General features: G+C 59.6%; 20 protein-coding genes. 11 read left to right on the forward strand and 9 right to left on the reverse strand.

Annotation, left to right across the window (positions count from 1 at the left end; translation table 11 throughout):
* The first annotated feature begins 67 nt into the window (after window positions 1-67).
* The 5 genes from ACPPVR_RS17060 (at window position 68) to ACPPVR_RS17080 (ending at window position 6,300) form a co-directional block, all read left to right on the forward strand.
* The gene (locus ACPPVR_RS17060; protein WP_426615347.1) at window positions 68-1,060 is read left to right on the forward strand and encodes an ABC transporter substrate-binding protein; all 993 of its coding nucleotides are present in this window, start codon (window positions 68-70) and stop codon (window positions 1,058-1,060) included.
* Window positions 1,061-1,297: 237 nt separating this feature from the next.
* Complete coding sequence (locus tag ACPPVR_RS17065; RefSeq protein WP_426615348.1) at window positions 1,298-1,882, forward strand: DUF1349 domain-containing protein; 585 nt, start codon at window positions 1,298-1,300, stop codon at window positions 1,880-1,882.
* Between the two features lie 1,023 nt (window positions 1,883-2,905).
* Window positions 2,906-3,550 (forward strand): helix-turn-helix domain-containing protein, encoded by a 645-nt coding sequence (locus ACPPVR_RS17070; RefSeq protein ID WP_426615349.1) that lies wholly within the window; start codon window positions 2,906-2,908, stop codon window positions 3,548-3,550.
* Window positions 3,551-4,169: 619 nt separating this feature from the next.
* On the forward strand, window positions 4,170-4,292 hold the full coding sequence (locus tag ACPPVR_RS17075; protein ID WP_426615350.1) for a hypothetical protein: 123 nt from the start codon (window positions 4,170-4,172) through the stop codon (window positions 4,290-4,292).
* Window positions 4,293-4,425: 133 nt separating this feature from the next.
* Window positions 4,426-6,300, forward strand: coding sequence for a sensor histidine kinase (locus ACPPVR_RS17080; protein WP_426615351.1), 1,875 nt, complete (start codon window positions 4,426-4,428; stop codon window positions 6,298-6,300).
* A gap of 195 nt (window positions 6,301-6,495) precedes the next feature.
* Here ACPPVR_RS17080 and ACPPVR_RS17085 read toward each other — a convergent pair whose 3' ends face one another.
* Window positions 6,496-6,660 (reverse strand): Flp family type IVb pilin, encoded by a 165-nt coding sequence (locus ACPPVR_RS17085; RefSeq protein WP_426615352.1) that lies wholly within the window; start codon window positions 6,658-6,660, stop codon window positions 6,496-6,498.
* Window positions 6,661-6,860: 200 nt separating this feature from the next.
* Here ACPPVR_RS17085 and ACPPVR_RS17090 point away from each other — a divergent pair, with 200 nt between their 5' ends.
* The 6 genes from ACPPVR_RS17090 to ACPPVR_RS17115 all read left to right on the forward strand — a co-directional run bounded on the left by ACPPVR_RS17090 (window position 6,861) and on the right by ACPPVR_RS17115 (window position 10,322).
* Window positions 6,861-7,124, forward strand: a complete 264-nt coding sequence (locus tag ACPPVR_RS17090; RefSeq protein ID WP_426615353.1) for a hypothetical protein — start codon at window positions 6,861-6,863, stop codon at window positions 7,122-7,124.
* Window positions 7,105-7,356, forward strand: a complete 252-nt coding sequence (locus ACPPVR_RS17095) for a hypothetical protein (RefSeq protein WP_426615354.1) — start codon at window positions 7,105-7,107, stop codon at window positions 7,354-7,356. The genes ACPPVR_RS17090 and ACPPVR_RS17095 overlap by 20 nt, the downstream gene beginning before the upstream one ends.
* A 126-nt stretch (window positions 7,357-7,482) precedes the next feature.
* Window positions 7,483-7,962, forward strand: coding sequence for a DUF2441 domain-containing protein (locus tag ACPPVR_RS17100; protein WP_426615355.1), 480 nt, complete (start codon window positions 7,483-7,485; stop codon window positions 7,960-7,962).
* A 364-nt stretch (window positions 7,963-8,326) separates the two neighbouring features.
* Entirely contained in the window at window positions 8,327-8,599 is a 273-nt protein-coding gene (locus ACPPVR_RS17105; RefSeq protein WP_426615356.1) for a PilZ domain-containing protein, read from the forward strand.
* A gap of 98 nt (window positions 8,600-8,697) precedes the next feature.
* Window positions 8,698-9,132, forward strand: a complete 435-nt coding sequence (locus ACPPVR_RS17110; protein WP_426615357.1) for a hypothetical protein — start codon at window positions 8,698-8,700, stop codon at window positions 9,130-9,132.
* Between the two features lie 104 nt (window positions 9,133-9,236).
* Window positions 9,237-10,322, forward strand: a complete 1,086-nt coding sequence (locus ACPPVR_RS17115) for a hypothetical protein (protein ID WP_426615358.1) — start codon at window positions 9,237-9,239, stop codon at window positions 10,320-10,322.
* A gap of 276 nt (window positions 10,323-10,598) precedes the next feature.
* Here the strand turns inward: ACPPVR_RS17115 and ACPPVR_RS17120 are convergent, their stop codons facing one another.
* From ACPPVR_RS17120 to ACPPVR_RS17155, 8 genes are all read right to left on the reverse strand, one after another.
* The gene (locus ACPPVR_RS17120; protein WP_426615359.1) at window positions 10,599-10,955 is read right to left on the reverse strand and encodes a hypothetical protein; all 357 of its coding nucleotides are present in this window, start codon (window positions 10,953-10,955) and stop codon (window positions 10,599-10,601) included.
* Window positions 10,952-11,344 (reverse strand): hypothetical protein, encoded by a 393-nt coding sequence (locus ACPPVR_RS17125; RefSeq protein ID WP_426615360.1) that lies wholly within the window; start codon window positions 11,342-11,344, stop codon window positions 10,952-10,954. Before ACPPVR_RS17125 ends, ACPPVR_RS17120 begins: the two co-directional genes overlap by 4 nt.
* Window positions 11,345-11,380: 36 nt before the next feature.
* Window positions 11,381-11,758 (reverse strand): hypothetical protein, encoded by a 378-nt coding sequence (locus ACPPVR_RS17130; protein ID WP_426615361.1) that lies wholly within the window; start codon window positions 11,756-11,758, stop codon window positions 11,381-11,383.
* An 82-nt stretch (window positions 11,759-11,840) separates the two neighbouring features.
* Window positions 11,841-12,104, reverse strand: a complete 264-nt coding sequence (locus tag ACPPVR_RS17135) for a hypothetical protein (protein ID WP_426615362.1) — start codon at window positions 12,102-12,104, stop codon at window positions 11,841-11,843.
* A gap of 56 nt (window positions 12,105-12,160) precedes the next feature.
* Window positions 12,161-13,153 (reverse strand): hypothetical protein, encoded by a 993-nt coding sequence (locus ACPPVR_RS17140; RefSeq protein WP_426615363.1) that lies wholly within the window; start codon window positions 13,151-13,153, stop codon window positions 12,161-12,163.
* A complete protein-coding gene (locus ACPPVR_RS17145) occupies window positions 13,150-13,329 on the reverse strand; it encodes a hypothetical protein (protein WP_426615364.1) in 180 nt (59 codons plus the stop codon). The genes ACPPVR_RS17140 and ACPPVR_RS17145 overlap by 4 nt, the downstream gene beginning before the upstream one ends.
* Window positions 13,326-14,162, reverse strand: coding sequence for a DUF3102 domain-containing protein (locus ACPPVR_RS17150; protein WP_426615365.1), 837 nt, complete (start codon window positions 14,160-14,162; stop codon window positions 13,326-13,328). The genes ACPPVR_RS17145 and ACPPVR_RS17150 overlap by 4 nt, the downstream gene beginning before the upstream one ends.
* Before the next feature lie 120 nt (window positions 14,163-14,282).
* On the reverse strand, window positions 14,283-14,591 hold the full coding sequence (locus tag ACPPVR_RS17155) for a helix-turn-helix transcriptional regulator (RefSeq protein ID WP_426615366.1): 309 nt from the start codon (window positions 14,589-14,591) through the stop codon (window positions 14,283-14,285).
* Window positions 14,592-14,679 lie beyond the last annotated feature (88 nt).

Consider the following 14,679-nt stretch of genomic DNA (forward strand, 5'->3'; position numbering starts at 1 on the left):
GAGCCAAGGCCGACGTTCAGGACGTGCTAGCTTGGACGCATTGCTTAGGACGAACTCCGGAGACGCCATGCGACGACGCGAGTTCATCACGATTCTTAGCGGTACAGTCGCTGGTTGGCCATTGTGCGCACTTGCCCTGCCGGCCGGGAAAATCCCGCGCATCGGCTGGATTATTCTTGGCTCGCCCACCGGAGGCCTTGCCGACATCTTTTCATACTATGACAGCTTTCGAGCGGGCCTCAGTGACGTTGGCTATGTCGAAGGCAGCACCATTCATTTGCTGGCGCGTTCAGCCCTGGGCGTGCCCGAGGCGCTGCCAGGCCTTATCGAAGATCTGTTGCGCGAAAACGTCACGGTTATCGTCTCGCCCGGTCCAGCAATCCGGGTCGTTCGAAAAAAGGTCAAATCGACGCCGATCATCTTTGCCTTTAGTGGCGATCCAGTGGCGGCAGGCTTTGTCGATACTCTGGCACACGGTAAGGAAAACCTCACGGGATTGTCTTATATGGCCGTTGAGCTGAATGGCAAACGGCTTGACCTAATGAGGGAAATACTTCCAAGCGCATCACGGATCACGCTTCTTACAAATCCCATTCACCCTGGCGAACATTTAGAGGTTGCTGAGTCCCAGCGCGTCGCGACGGCATTGGGAATGTCTCTGCAATATCTTCAGGTGCGAACACCCGCCGAGTTCGATTCTTCCTTTCGCGCGATGAGCGATAGCAAGACGGAAGGCATCGTTGCCGTCCCTGACAATCTCATTATGTTGGAGCGCACACGACATGCAGAATTCGCGAGGGATCGGAAAATACCGGTGATTTCCGGGTGGGGTGAATTTGCGGAAAGTGGCGGACTGTTGACCTACGGACCCAACTCAAAAAAGTTCTTTCGCCGATTGGCTGGTTACGTCCAAAAGATCACGGCCGGGGCAAAACCCAGCGAAATTCCAATCGAACAACCAACGACGTTCGAGTTGGTGATCAATCTGAAGACTGCGAAGTCGATTGGTCTGACCATATCTCCGGCGCTTCTCGGTCGAGCCGATCAGGTCATCGAGTAAGCAGCCTACTTCCGAATATGGCCCTTAGCTGTCTACCACCTCAAACGCCGCGATGTCGGCCTTAGGACTGTGAGCAGACCAAGGTCAGACGGCGGCGGAATGCCGGTTGTTGACCCCTTAGCTGACATTAAACGGGTTAGGCTGCTACCATCGCCTCTTGATAGGCGGAACGCAGCCGTTTCGGTATGGTTGCCAAACGACTTCATCTCGACCAGAACATATTCGCTTGAGGCTATGATGATGCTTGGCAGAACGGACGGTATTTGGCTGAATGAGCCGAAACACTGGACCGAGAACGGCAACAGCCTCGAAATGGTCACGGACAATGCCACGGACTTCTGGCGCGAAACTCATTACGGCTTTGTCCGCGACAACGGACATTTTCTCGGCTTTCAGGCACCGGAAGCATTCACCGCCGAAGTGCGCGTCCAAGGTGACTTCCAAGCGCTCTACGATCAAGCCGGCATCATGGTGCGCATAGACGCGGAGCGATGGCTCAAAGCAGGGATCGAATTTGCGGATGGGCGCGCGATGATTTCGAGCGTATTGACCGATGGGCTATCGGACTGGGCGACTGCACCTTACGAACATGACGCACGAGACTTCCGGTTGCGGGTAACGGTTGCACAAGGCGTTATTCGTTTACAGGCATCGGACGATGGCAAGCTCTGGCCTCTGATGCGGCTTGCGCCGTTTGCTAAGAACTCCTCCTACCTTGTTGGACCAATGGGCTGCACGCCGGAACGGGCAGGGCTGCGGGTGGTTTTTTCGGAGTTTCGCATAACCCCGCCGCTCGGCAAGGACCTGCACGACCTGGAATGAGAAGGGCCAGCGAGGAACGTGGTCAGAGCCACCGCTGAGGTCTGTGATTGGGCCGATATTGTTGCAGAAGTTGAATGGTTTTACGGAGTATCGCGAATTACCGTGTAAAATAAAGTACTTAACGTGATTTTTGAATGATCGTGGACTGCCGAAATCGCGTTTTGGGCTACGGCTGGGGCTACTTTCGACGCGGCCCGGTCGATAACCCTCTCAGGGAAGCCCCTATTGCGCTGTCCCGACCCGCGCGCTGTCCCGTATTCCACCCGTCTCGGGCGGCTGTACGACGCTCCCAGCGAGCCCTCGCGCGCCCTTGTGCGCTGATCTCACCCCGCATCGCAGGGACGCGCGCTGATGCGCCCGAGCCGTCTCGATGTCTCGATGCACGACGGGGCAGCTCGCCCGCTGACGACGCGCCCCTGATCGTCGGGGACAGCATGCGGGACACTGGGCATCTACTCTTAAAGCGAAGGGCGCAGTCGGGCGTCGGAACGGAGGAGCGGCGGGCGATTGATCTGGATCAAGCATCGGACCACGTAATCCCGTGTCTAAGTTATTGCTCGACGCAACTTCAGCATCAGGAGGTTGGTTGTGGGGGTTATTTTGACGGGGGCAATCGCTGCCTTGGTTGTCATGATGTTTGCTTTAACGGGCTCGTCTTACGCACGGCGAGTACTTGCAGGCATGTCAGCGGTGTTAGCGGCAGTATTGCTGGCTATCTGGTTCTTCCAAACCCCGTGAAGCTGTCTTTCAGAATACAGCACGCGGGTTGTGATCGGCGCGACACGCCTTCGCCCTGCACGGCAAAGCCGGTGCGGGCCCGCCCTCGGCCGGGCTTGGGGGCTCGAAGGCCAAGGGCGGGTATCCACCGGATCGATCCGTTGATCAACGGCGTGCCAATCATGAAGCGAGCCCCCCGCGAGGGACCAGGAACCTCTCCCCACTGAGTGTCCATTGGTACAATGATGTGGCGAGGCAAGCATCCCATACACTCCGCTGAGCTCGACGTATCAAGGAGATCGAACCATGCTTGTGCGCATCGCCACACATTGGGCGGATCGTCGAGACGCGCTCGGCATAAGGGAGTTCACTTACAACAAAGGAAACAAAATCTATGGTGAAAACGAGCCTGCCGAGGACGTCTACCAAGTAAGAACGGGAACAGTGCGACGTTACAAGGTTCTTTCGGATGGCCGCCGACAGATCGGCGCGTTTCATTTACCTGGCGATATTTTCGGACTTGAGAACGGTGATGCTTTTCGTTTCAGCGCTGAAGCCGTTGTCGATACCGCGGTTTGCCTGATCAGACGACGAGGCCTTGAGGCCGTGGCCGAGGCAGACCCTCTCGTCTTCCACAACCTACTCAGTGTGACTACGACCAACTTGCAGCATGCGGAAAGCCACTTGCTGCTGCTCGGACGCAAATATTCGATGGAGAAGGTTGCCGCGTTCCTGATTGAGATGGACCAGAGGCTGTCAGCCGCCGGAGTGTTGTCGCTGCCGATGACCCGTCGTGATATCGCGGATTACCTTGGCGTGACAATTGAGACTGTGTCTCGTGCAGTGTCACAACTGCACAAAGAGGGCATCCTTGATTTCGTTGACAAAACTCAACGCCACATCAAGATCCTAAATCGAGCACGGCTCGCAAGCTTCGATCAGCCAAGCTAAGTATGTCCACGGCGCTCCCTGCGCCTGCGAGACTGAGGCTAAACGGCAAGCCGATGGGGTCCCGCCCTCGGCTGGGCTGGGGGCCAGGAAATAGCCAAGGGCGGGTCCACCGTTGTGTGAGTTCAATGTCAACGGCGTGCCGATCATGCGGATCGAACCTACAATGGACCATTGTCCCATGGGACAGGACATTTACTTGACATAACTCAACGGCCCCGTGCGGCTTTGTCTGTCCCGATTGCGTGCGTGAAACGCAAGAAAGGGGCACACGATGACGCTACGTCACTGGCCGCCTTGGTTGTCTCATTTATTGGTCTGGTTATTGACTTCAATCGGGCTGATCGCGCTTGCAAGCATGCTCTTGTGAGCTTGGCGTGCTGCACCGCTGTTCGCCGTGCGCCGCTCAGAAACCCCGCGCTTCGCGGCTCCTTGTGCCGTCGCTGCTATCGTTGCCCGTTGGCGTCGGAGACTGTCACGGGTCTTCAAGTTACTTTGGGGCGCGCAAAGGGTGCCGGGTAAGCGATACGGTGTCGTATCAGCATATTTGACCCGGATAAAAACGGAGTTGCATAGTTTTCCCGAATGCACGTCGGGAACACACAGGTTCGCGATGTGGCGGATGTTGAATGCTCAGGCGCTGGTCTTCATCGCGCTGGTGGCTCTCATGTTGGCGCTGGCGCTGCTGCTGGAGTTGATCGTGCTGCCCTGCCACGAACCGCGTGTGAGGTCCGCTCCAGCGTAGCGGACCAATTGTGCTCAGACCGAGTTCTTAGCAGCCGCGCCGTCTAAGTTTGCGCGACCCGCGCGCATGACGTAAAACGCTCGGATTAGGCGGATGGGCAATTTTCGGTTGCTCCGGTGGGGTATGCATAACCTTGGCGGCATTGAGAAACAGGTTTTCATTTGCACCTTGGTTCGCCGTGCTCTTCTTCTGCGTTACGGCTGTACTTCTCTCGTCCGGTCCGTCGTTCGGTGAGGGCCACAAGCACATCGTGGTCCTTCATTCGTTCGGGCGCGAGTTCAGGCCTTGGAACGAGTATGCGAAGGCCATTCGCGCAGAGCTGGATCGGCAGTCGCCTTGGGTCCTTGATGTCCAAGAGCATTCACTGGTATCTGCTCGCTCTGACGACCCAAAGGCTGAACTCGCGTTTGTTGAATATCTTCGTGCATTGTACAGCGTAAACCTGCCTGATCTGATCGTGGTGATAGGTGCGCCAGCCGCCCTGTTCATTCAGCGCTATCGAGACCAATTATTCCCCAACACTCCGATGTTGATCACTGCGGTTGAACAGCGCCGCGTTCAATTTTCGACCCTGACAGAAAACGATGTAGTCGTCGCGGTGAAGCACGACTTTCGGTTCCTTTTTGAGAGCTTCCTGCGCATCGCGCCAGAGACGCGAATTGTTGCAATGGTGAACGGCAATTCGCCCAATGAACTTTTTTGGCAAAAAGAGATGCGTAGAGAATTAGCGCCTCTGGAGCATCGCATTGAAATCAGGTGGTACGACAAACTTTCGTTTGAGGAGATATTGAAGCAGATCGCGGACTTGCCGCCGCACTCCGCAATCTTCTGGTTTCAGATGATCGTGGATGGAGCTGGCGTAGCGCACGAAGGGGATCAAGCGATCACGCGATTATATGCCGCTGCCAATGCACCAATCTTCACCACTGATCAGGCCTTCTTTGGGCGCGAAATTATCGGCGGCCCGATGCATTCACCACTTGAACTGGCCAGACGAGCTGGCGCTGTAGCCATGCGTATTCTCGGCGGCGAGAAGGCGGGCAGTATAATAGACGAACCAAGCACCTTCGCAAAACCGAGGTATGATTGGCGAGAACTTCAGCGCTGGGGCATCAGCGAAGCTCATCTTCCGCCAGGAAGCGAGATCTACTTTCGCGAACCCGGGATGTGGCAACAATACCGTTCGCAAATCGCGCTCGTTGCGGGGATAATCTTGGCCCAGGGCGCGCTGATTGCGGGCTTGTTGTTCGAGCGTCGGCGGCGCGTCCATGCCGAAGTTCAGGCGAGACAACGCTCCGCGGAATTGGCTCACATCAACCGCGTATCCATGGCCGGTGAACTGACCGCAACGATTGCGCATGAACTCAACCAGCCGCTCGGCGCTATCTTGACCAACGTCGAGACGGCGCAACTGATGGTCAAGTCTCCCGTGCCCGATCTGCGGGAAATCGATGAAATTCTCGCTGACATTCGTCGCGACGACGTGCGCGCGAGCGAAGTTATCGGTCGATTGCGAGCCGCGCTGAAAAGAACACCACTTGAACTCAAGGATATTGATCTCAACGACGTTGCCGAAGACGCCTTGCGGTTTCTCTCGGCTTTGGCGGTTGCGCGAAAAGTTGCTCTGACCAGTTCCGTTGCGCCGACGCGACTTCCTATCAAAGGCGACGATATTCAGCTTCAGCAGGTCATCGTGAATTTGATCGTCAACGCCATGGATGCGATGGCGGCCATTCCGCCCAGCGAACGCAGGATCGCAGTCTCGACCGCGCGTGACGGCAATTCTGCTCACTTGGCGGTATCGGATGTTGGTCCCGGCATTCCCGCCGACACGCTCGACAAAGTGTTCGAGCCGTTTTTTACGACAAAGGGTGAAGGCATGGGCATGGGGTTATCGATAGCGCGGACCATTGTCGAGGCTCACGGCGGGCAGCTAACGGCACAGAACGAAGCCGGACGCGGTGCAACATTTCGCATTGCGCTGCCGCTCACGAAGCAGGCTGGTTGACTGCTGTCGGCTCTTCTCGGACCGCCGTTTTCGTTCCCGTTGTGCCCGCCAAGTTGTCCACCGCAAGCTGTAGCGGCTTGCCTCGCCTGCCACTCTGCGACCGACGAAGGTTTCCGCGAACGATCCGCCGTCAGCGCCGCCACAAAAAGGGCCGCCCGGAGGCAGCCCTTTTTCGCTGGTCATCTTTCGCTGGCCTTACTTCAGCGAACTGCTGATCGAGCCAAACTTGTCGTTCATCGTCGTGCCGAGGCTATTAACGACGGTGATGATCGCGAGCGCAATACCCGCCGCGATAAGTCCGTATTCAATTGCGGTGGCACCACTGTCATCTGCGATAAAGCGCTTAACCAAAGTCTTCATTCTCTTCCCTCTGCCTTAGGTTGATAATGCCAGCCAACCTTAAGATTTTCGACTTTCATTGAGGTCAATTAACTGGTTCAAATCTTAACAATGCCGGTTGCTTGGGTTCAAGATGAAGATCGATCTCAGCGGCCATCGCCGGATGATGCCCTGATGATCGTGGCGCGCGGTACTGACAAAGAGGAAAAGGCGGCAACCGCATGAAGCTCGCAACCGACAGGCCCTTCGCGGACCCGGAGAAGGCCGCCCGCAAGCTGCTCGAAATCGCAAACGAGACCGAAGCCGTGCAGGACGGGCGCATCTACATCGAGAGGATCAACGGCCCGTTCCTGTTCACCCACGGCGGCAGCGCAGCGGAGTACGGCGCGGGCCTCGCGCTCTGCATCGAGCGCGGCTGGCTGTGGTACCACGAGAGCGGAACTTATGTGAAGTTCACGCAGGCCGGTGCGGACCTATTCGCATGATCGTCCGGCAATGATCGGGCGGCGCGGCTTCATCGCACCGTGCCTGCCGTCGAAGGTCACACGGCCACCGACCGGACCGGATTGGGTCCACGAGATCAAGCATGACGGCTACCGGCTGATGGTGCGCCGAGACGGTGCGCGCGTACGCTGCTTCACGAAGGGCGGCCGTGACTGGGCCGACCGCTTCCCTGCCATCGTTGACGCGGCGCTGCCTTTGCGCGGGCCATGCTGATGAGCCGAAGGCTTCGCCATCGCCAGGTTATCCACCGCAATCGGTAGCGGCTTGCTTGCCTGTCGCGCTGCGGCCGACGAAGGTTCCGGCGAGCGATCCGCCGTCAACGTGGTGCCCGAGCGAGCGATGAACATCGAACCCTATTATTACCTTGCTTCTCTCAGCCTTGAGCCCGGCAGTATCATTCGGCCCGGAAATTGGGGACGCATCATCGAAAGATACGAGACACCCTCTGCGGTCCGCCAGACTTTCGGCAACCTGAACACTGTGGCTCGCGAACTGCTGTTCGAAATGGTCAGGCTTGAAACTTTCCCTGACCGGCCAAGTCGGCTTCGAGCCGCCTTTTGCTGTCCAGCTCTCGCCGACATGCAGTTTTACCGTGCGAAGATTGACCCGCATGGCTTCCAGATCATTTACGAGGTCGAACTGCTCGAACCTGACCAGCCCACCCATATTGCGCCACTGGCGATGGTCGACTTTGCGGAAGGCAGCCTATTTTTGTCGGAGACAAGTGCCCGCGCTCAACGATATTGGACCGGACATCCAGATGGTCCGCAGGAAATCGTGACACTGTCGCCACTCAAGATCAGGTCCGTCATGCCGTAACGCGCGTCATCACCCGAATGGGACATTGCGGCAGACAAAGAGCGCGACGTTTGGAGGCGAGCACCGTGAGATGAGGCCAAGGCGCTGCAACGGCCACTGCCGGACGATGCTCTGAGGATCGTGATGCGCGGGGCCGACAAAGAGGATCGCGCGGCGGCAGCATGAAAGCGGCGCGTGGCTTCATCGAGCCGTGTAAGCCGTCGAAAGCGGCACGAATTTGACACGTAGGGACGGCGCGCGGGTTTCAGTTGCATACAATTTTAAAAAGACAATTCGTCTGACTTTTAATGAACTCGCGATGCGGTACTCTGCACCTAAATAGTCGCCGGATTTTATTGTCTAATTTTTTTTGGGGAGTGATCCGATGATCGAGCGTAGAGCCTCAATTCGCTCTGAAATTAATCGTCTCGCGTTGCTTCAAGTTGACGGTGTTCGGGGCGTTCACCCATGCAAGGTAGAAAATATCAACGACCGGGGTGCGAAGCTGCAAGCCGCCACGTTTCATATTGCCGCCTTTGAGTTTAATCTGTCGCTGGATGGTTTCAACACGACCAAGCGCTGCCACGTGGTGTGGCGCAACGGCAATACCTGCGGTGTCGAATTTGTTGAGCCACGCCCGGCTGCCCCCCTCAGCTAATCGCGTCCGAGGCCCTTCGCAGACCTTGCCAGACCGCGCGGGCCGTTCTCACGCTCCAGCGAGGCGGGCGCGAGCGCGAGGAGGAGTGGCACTAGGCATTGCCTGCATTGCGTCACTGCTGCGTGTCGCTGGTTATCGTCGCGATCATGAGCGACGATATTGTCTCGGCAAGAGAAGCAAGCAGGGGACAATGGTCGAGCGCGCGTCGGATCAGTCAACGGCGGCGTGGCTGCATCGGGTGCGCAACGACCGCGCGCTTGCATCCGACCGGCCATCTCGCCGCCTGCGGCATTGCCCGGGCCATCGGCGGCTCCAGCGAAGCCGGGCTGACGCCCGACGACATTGCGGCTCGTAGCGGCGGCGCGCTGTCAGACGGCACGGCCAAGCGCGGGATGCGTGCGCTGATCGAACGCGGGCACATCCGGGCGCGATGGGATCGCGAGGCGTGGATGGTGCACCTCGTAGAGCGCGTGGGCACGGGCGCTGATCGCCGAGCAGGCGGCGCGGGCGACGGCGAGCGACGCGACTGCTGAAGGCGCGCCCACATCGCCCTTGTGGGCGCGGGCCTTCGACCGGGGGCTTTTGATGGCCCAAGCGCTCTGGCAGCCTGCCTCCTCCACATCGAGCGAGGCGGCAAATGGCAAACCCTAAGATGTTCGAGCGCGTTCCCGCAGACGCAGGCTTCGATCAACTGAGCGGCGGCCCGGCGCTGGGCCTCTCGGTGCTTGCCATCGGCGATGCAATCGATGCGCTGCCCGGTGAAGCCTCGAAGGAGAGACTGCGGGCGCTTCGTCAAAGATCGCAGGATGCGAGGTCTGTCTACCTCCCGATCAGCGATCAGGTTCGCGAGACGAGGACCGACTTGCAGAAGGCGCAGGGTCGATTGAAGCACCTCACTCTCGCCAGAATGGCGGGAGGGTTCGGCTTGAGCGAGGGAACCGCGAATGAGCCCGCCGATCCCCAGGTCGCCGACATCAAGCGCGTCATCGAGCGGCTGCAAGGCGAGATGCAGCGGTTGGGCGCGTTGGAGCAATCGCGCGGCGCTGCTCTTCAGAACGTCGGCATGCTGGTGCGCCGGGCGGAAGATTGGCTGCGGCAAGGCAGAGCTGGCACGAAGCTGGTCGAGGTCGCGCCGGTCGAGGTCAGCGACATCCTGAAGAAGAACGAAACCCGGCTCGCCGCGCTGACGCGCATTCAATTTCGCCTTCGAGAACTCGACGCCGACCGCCACCGCGTCATGTCGGCCCCGGTGCCATCGAAGGACGCCAAGGCCAAGGCGCACGCCGAGATCACGGCGTTGGCAGACCGTGGCATGCCCTTGGTCGAAGGCCTGATTGAGTATCCTGACGGCAGGCTCGGTTGGCCGATGACGACGATGCGCCTGCCGCTGGGCGCTGCGATTGTGGGCAAGACCGGGGACAGGTTGGTAGGCGATGCCACGGGCGAGCTACCTGATGTCATAGCTCTGGTCGCGTGGTTGCTGCGCCCTCAGTTGTTGAAAGCCGTCAATGACCTTCTCGACGCCTCAGCCGACGACAGTACCGCTCTTTCGGCGAGCGACCGCGACGCGAAGGTGATCGAGATCGCAGCCGATAAGCTCGCGACAGAGAGAATTCAGGCCGCACTCATTTGGGCCATGCAATCGTCCGGAGATGCCGTCGAGCACCCCAGCGATGCGGATGTGGCCGCTGTTCTGTCCGTCGAGCTGGCGGCGCGATCATGAGGATTTCCCAACGGCGAGACCGGGGCGCTTATTTGAACCTTCGGGTCTCGGCCTTGTCGCGGGGGAATGTCGGGTGCCGGGTTGTTCCTACGCCAGCCCGGCACTCAGCCAAGAGGTTCTGGCGTCACGTCCGCGTCGAGCACGGGCGGAATGCTGGGAGGTCGGCGAGGCTCACGCTGCCTGCGGAGGAGCCCCGCCGTCGTGTCCGCCGATCATCGGCGGGCAAGTGGGGCGGGCTACTCGGTTTTGCTCCTTGGCCGGTAGCCCGCCTTTCGCTCATGCAAAGCCCCGCTCACGCCGCCCGTCAAGCCGATCTGCAAGAGCGCGGCGAATGGAACGCTCAGAAATGATGTTGTCGGCAGCCTTGAGCACCATCCAGCAAAATTCGTTGATCGTGCCTCGGTGTCGGGCGGGACAGGTCGCCTCGGTTCTATCCCGACGCCAAGACCCGGCTCTGTAGCGAACGATCTTGGTGTGCAGCCATGCGGCCGCTGCACGACCTGACAGCCCAATGCAGTAGCGATCCGCAGCCGCTCGCAGAAAACGCCCGCGCTCATCCAGCCGCAACATCGTCTCCGCGCGGCGATGTCCGCGACCATCGAGCGCTTGCAAAAGTTCGCGATCCAGCTTCATCGCCGCCCTTCCTCGAACCAGCCACCCGGCACCGCCTCATTGAGCGCGGTCGCACAAGCGCGATCCAGCGCAGCATCGGGCAGATCGGCGTCCCAGCACTGACAGCAAATTCCGCAAGTGCTCGCGCTCGTCGGCTTCGCGATGCCGGGCATCGCGAGCAGCATCGCGCCGACATGGTCGCGGTTCACCAGCCATGCCGAACAAACGATGCAGCTTCTGACCCGCGTCGAGAGCGAGGCGAGCCAACCGTGTGCGGCGACCTTCAGCAGCGGTGCTTGGCTCAATCGGTTATCGCCCGGTTCAACCAGATAGGTCAGCAGCGATGCGCTAGAAGCGCGACGGAAACGGGCGAGGTCTCGTCTGCGAGCGTGTCGGTTTCGGTTGATCATGGTGGCCGCCTCATAACGGCGCTGGGACAGTTGCCGCTATCCCTGAGCCTTCGACCTCATCCAACGCATGGGCGGGCGACCCGCGTACCGGCAAACGGCCTTCTCGAACGGTCGGTACGGCGCGAAGCGCGGTCCTGCCGTTTGCGTCTCACTGAGCGTCCACTTCGCCAGCTCACCGATCTGGCCACTCATAGCCGCGACGGTCGAACCGCGATGCCGCATCACGAGGCGCTGCTCGGGACGGTAGCCGCGCTTCAGCAGAACCCTTGCAGCATCGAGCAGTGGTTGATGCGATGACGGCAGGATCACGACACCGTCGAGCGTGGTGACAAAACGACCATGGCGCTCGTCGGTCTCTGCCACTTCGATGATCACCGCGCCGTCGCTCTCGATCTCGGCAATCTCAATACGCATGCCTCGTTCCATTTGGTTGGTTCCCAAGGTTCACGGTGCGGATCCCTGACGTTCGATGCGGTCAGCGCGGCGATCCGCGTGTTCATGGCGTTGGGCTTCCGTCATGCGCGCGAACAAGTGTCCAATATGGCGCTTCAATCGCGTCGTATTCCTTGAGCAAAGCTAGAGCTCGGGAATTTGTGATTGGCGACGCCTTGGCGATGAGGTCATGGAGCAGAAACGTCCATCCTCCGCCTGCCTCGATGATCGGTCTCGTCAGTTCGCCGATGTCGAGGCCGAGATCGGCCGCCAGCAGCATGACGATCTCGTCATATAGCTCCCACAAACGTTTGTGGTCTTCGAGCATCCCGATATCGAACAGTCCTCATCCGTGCTCATGCTCTCGCTCCTCTCCGTGGTTCGTCATTGCGTGCGCTCCTGCACGACCTGTCTGCGCGCGATGATCATCAACGCATCGGCGAGCGGTGGAAAATCATCCGCGCCGCGCTCGCGAACAAATTCAGCGACGGCCTTCACGACGTCGGACGGCGACCACCCAGCCAGATCGTCGTCAAATATCCAATAGGCTTTGGCTTCGTCGCCAATGCAGTCGGCCGGATACTCGCGCAACACGTCGGCGAAGCCGGGCTCCGCGTCCGCGCCGCTCGCGTTCGCGGGAGTACCCGTATTTAGATCGTCGCGTGAATGTGGTGGTTGATGATCGCCAAAAGGATCATCGATCAGCGCGAGAGCGCGCTTGATCGGTGGCGCGTTGGAGATTGTCGCGCTGGCAGTTGATGCGCTCTCTCTATCGGCATCGGCAGAGCACACGGCGGCTTCGCCGTGTTCTATATTCCTCTGGTAGTTATCTCTTACTGGTAGGTCATCGCCACCGGTGGCGATTTGCGGAGGGTGTTTTTGGCGATTTACGGCGGGTGTTTTTGGCGATTTGCGCACCTCATCTAAATCACCACCAGTGGAGATTTGAGGAGATCGCCCGGCATCGTTTAAATCACCACCGGCGGCGATTTGCGCCAACTGCTTCTCGATTTTGGCCCTCGGCATGGTGAGCCGGTAGATCGTGGTATGGCTGCCGCGTCCGCGTCGCCCTGGCTGAACAATCTCGATCAGTCTAACCTCCACCGCAGCTTCAAATCCTCGCCTGACGTTCGACGCGGACATGCCGATGGCGGCACCGAGTGTTTCGGGGCTCGGCCATGCAAGTCCGGTGCGACGGTTCGTCATCTGGGTGGCGAGCCTGATCGCGACGTGAGCGAACGCATGCGGGACCATGCCTGCCGCGATGCACTCGTCCACGCGTTCCAGCCAAGTCAGCTTATCGACCGCGCCCATGATCGTGCCCCACAGCTCGACCGGGAGGGAGAGATCGCGCCGATTTGGTTTCCCGCGCGTCACGGCGCATCCCCCAGCGCCTGGGCCATCACCGCTTCGTAAGCGGCGACCCGGTCACCGCATCCGGGGACGCCGCGAACATTCGGCATGTCGTCGCGCTGCCCACAGAACTGCTGTCCGTCACGCCACCAAAAGGTCGCGACCGGACGTGGCGGCTTCTTTGGCGGGGTGAAAATCATGACTTACCCCGCCTGCGGCGACCCGTCGTTTTGGCGGCTTTGGCGGCAGCCTGCTCCGCCTCCCATTCCTGAAATTTCCCCAAAGGAATGCCACGCGCCGCATAGAGTTTGTCGATTGCCAAGTGGCCGCAGCTTCCCTCCCACGAGCCATAGTTGAATGTGTCCGGGTATTTGGAATGCATCTCGATGAGCCACCACTCAATCGTGCTGGTCAAACCGCTTTGGAATTTTCGGTTGAACGACCTCAGCCCGAGCACCAAGAGGAAATCGACATACTCGGCCACCGGCACGCCGAGATAACTACCGAACTTAATAAGACCTTCACTCCAATCTTCCTTGAGCGTCACGGTCAGCCCTGGGCTCGATGTCGGTGGAGTGTCGGTGTTGTCGCGCATGGCGACGTGGTTCGCCGCAGCGGCAACAGCGGGCGCAGGCTTGCGCTTGGCGGTGTCGATGGTCTGGGTGATCTGCGCCGTCGTCAGCTTCTCGCCGTTCGCGGCGCGCTCGATGATCTCGACCCGCGCCGCTTCCGGCGTCGATGGTGCGGCGAGGGCGTAGATCGCGCTGACCGGCAGTTCCAAATTCAACAGGCTGTGGGATTTGCCCGCAAGTTCATGGACGTTCATGAACCGGCGTGCCGTCTCATCCGTCCACGCGAACTCGCGCTCAAGCCACGGCAGCCAGTTGCCGTGACCTACAATCTGCTTCACTTCGGTAAGGAGTCGCCCGATCTCGATCACGTCACCGATCACCCGCTTGCCGAGCGTGCGGATCACAGCAGCATGTTCGGCAAGGATCGGGTCGACTTGGATGGTGTCGGGTTTGGATGTCATCACTCGGTCCCCTTGGGTTGGGGGCCGGGCTCTTGCGGCAGATAGCGCGCCGATGATATAGGAGCCATTCGCGTGCACCTATCAGGCCGGGCGTGCTGTCACCGCAGCAGCTCGGCCTTTCTATGTCGCGTCGGCTTCAGCCGGTACGCGGCGCGGTCGGCCCCGGCGCGCTGCCCCTTGCAGCTTCTTTGGTTTGTCGCGCTCGCTGAGCATGCGCTGCTGCGCGGCCCGGCACTCATGGCCAAGCCAGCGAACCACGTTCGCGGACACATTCACCGGCTTCGGATAGAGATCGCTATGGATGCCGCGATAGAGTGTGCTGATATGAATGGGCTTGCTGCCGCCGAAGAACCGCAGGACGGTCTCGCAGTCCCAGAGTTCAAGTTCGGGTTCGGGCTTCGGGGTTTTGTCGGTGGGATGATCTGTCATCGGGCCGCTCCATCTTTCGGGCGACCTCTTCTATATGCAGATATTCTCGGTCACGCATTAGACTTTCAAAGCCAAGAAACGGGGCTTG

The organism is Bradyrhizobium sp. McL0616, from assembly GCF_049993385.1.
In the GTDB taxonomy this organism is placed as follows: domain Bacteria; phylum Pseudomonadota; class Alphaproteobacteria; order Rhizobiales; family Xanthobacteraceae; genus Bradyrhizobium.

Excerpts from the sequence above, each read along its gene's own strand:
- ACPPVR_RS17090 (WP_426615353.1), top strand. The coding sequence starts at position 6,861 with ATGAAGCTCGCAACCGACAGGCCCTTCGCGGACCCGGAGAAGGCCGCC.
- ACPPVR_RS17085 (WP_426615352.1), bottom strand. The coding sequence starts at position 6,660 with ATGAAGACTTTGGTTAAGCGCTTTATCGCAGATGACAGTGGTGCCACC.
- ACPPVR_RS17145 (WP_426615364.1), bottom strand. The coding sequence starts at position 13,329 with ATGATTTTCACCCCGCCAAAGAAGCCGCCACGTCCGGTCGCGACCTTT.
- ACPPVR_RS17130 (WP_426615361.1), bottom strand. The coding sequence starts at position 11,758 with ATGCGTATTGAGATTGCCGAGATCGAGAGCGACGGCGCGGTGATCATC.
- ACPPVR_RS17125 (WP_426615360.1), bottom strand. The coding sequence starts at position 11,344 with ATGATCAACCGAAACCGACACGCTCGCAGACGAGACCTCGCCCGTTTC.
- ACPPVR_RS17120 (WP_426615359.1), bottom strand. The coding sequence starts at position 10,955 with ATGAAGCTGGATCGCGAACTTTTGCAAGCGCTCGATGGTCGCGGACAT.
- ACPPVR_RS17155 (WP_426615366.1), bottom strand. The coding sequence starts at position 14,591 with ATGACAGATCATCCCACCGACAAAACCCCGAAGCCCGAACCCGAACTT.
- ACPPVR_RS17100 (WP_426615355.1), top strand. The coding sequence starts at position 7,483 with ATGAACATCGAACCCTATTATTACCTTGCTTCTCTCAGCCTTGAGCCC.
- ACPPVR_RS17105 (WP_426615356.1), top strand. The coding sequence starts at position 8,327 with ATGATCGAGCGTAGAGCCTCAATTCGCTCTGAAATTAATCGTCTCGCG.
- ACPPVR_RS17070 (WP_426615349.1), top strand. The coding sequence starts at position 2,906 with ATGCTTGTGCGCATCGCCACACATTGGGCGGATCGTCGAGACGCGCTC.
- ACPPVR_RS17065 (WP_426615348.1), top strand. The coding sequence starts at position 1,298 with ATGATGCTTGGCAGAACGGACGGTATTTGGCTGAATGAGCCGAAACAC.
- ACPPVR_RS17115 (WP_426615358.1), top strand. The coding sequence starts at position 9,237 with ATGGCAAACCCTAAGATGTTCGAGCGCGTTCCCGCAGACGCAGGCTTC.
- ACPPVR_RS17060 (WP_426615347.1), top strand. The coding sequence starts at position 68 with ATGCGACGACGCGAGTTCATCACGATTCTTAGCGGTACAGTCGCTGGT.
- ACPPVR_RS17135 (WP_426615362.1), bottom strand. The coding sequence starts at position 12,104 with ATGCTCGAAGACCACAAACGTTTGTGGGAGCTATATGACGAGATCGTC.
- ACPPVR_RS17150 (WP_426615365.1), bottom strand. The coding sequence starts at position 14,162 with ATGACATCCAAACCCGACACCATCCAAGTCGACCCGATCCTTGCCGAA.
- ACPPVR_RS17075 (WP_426615350.1), top strand. The coding sequence starts at position 4,170 with ATGTTGAATGCTCAGGCGCTGGTCTTCATCGCGCTGGTGGCTCTCATG.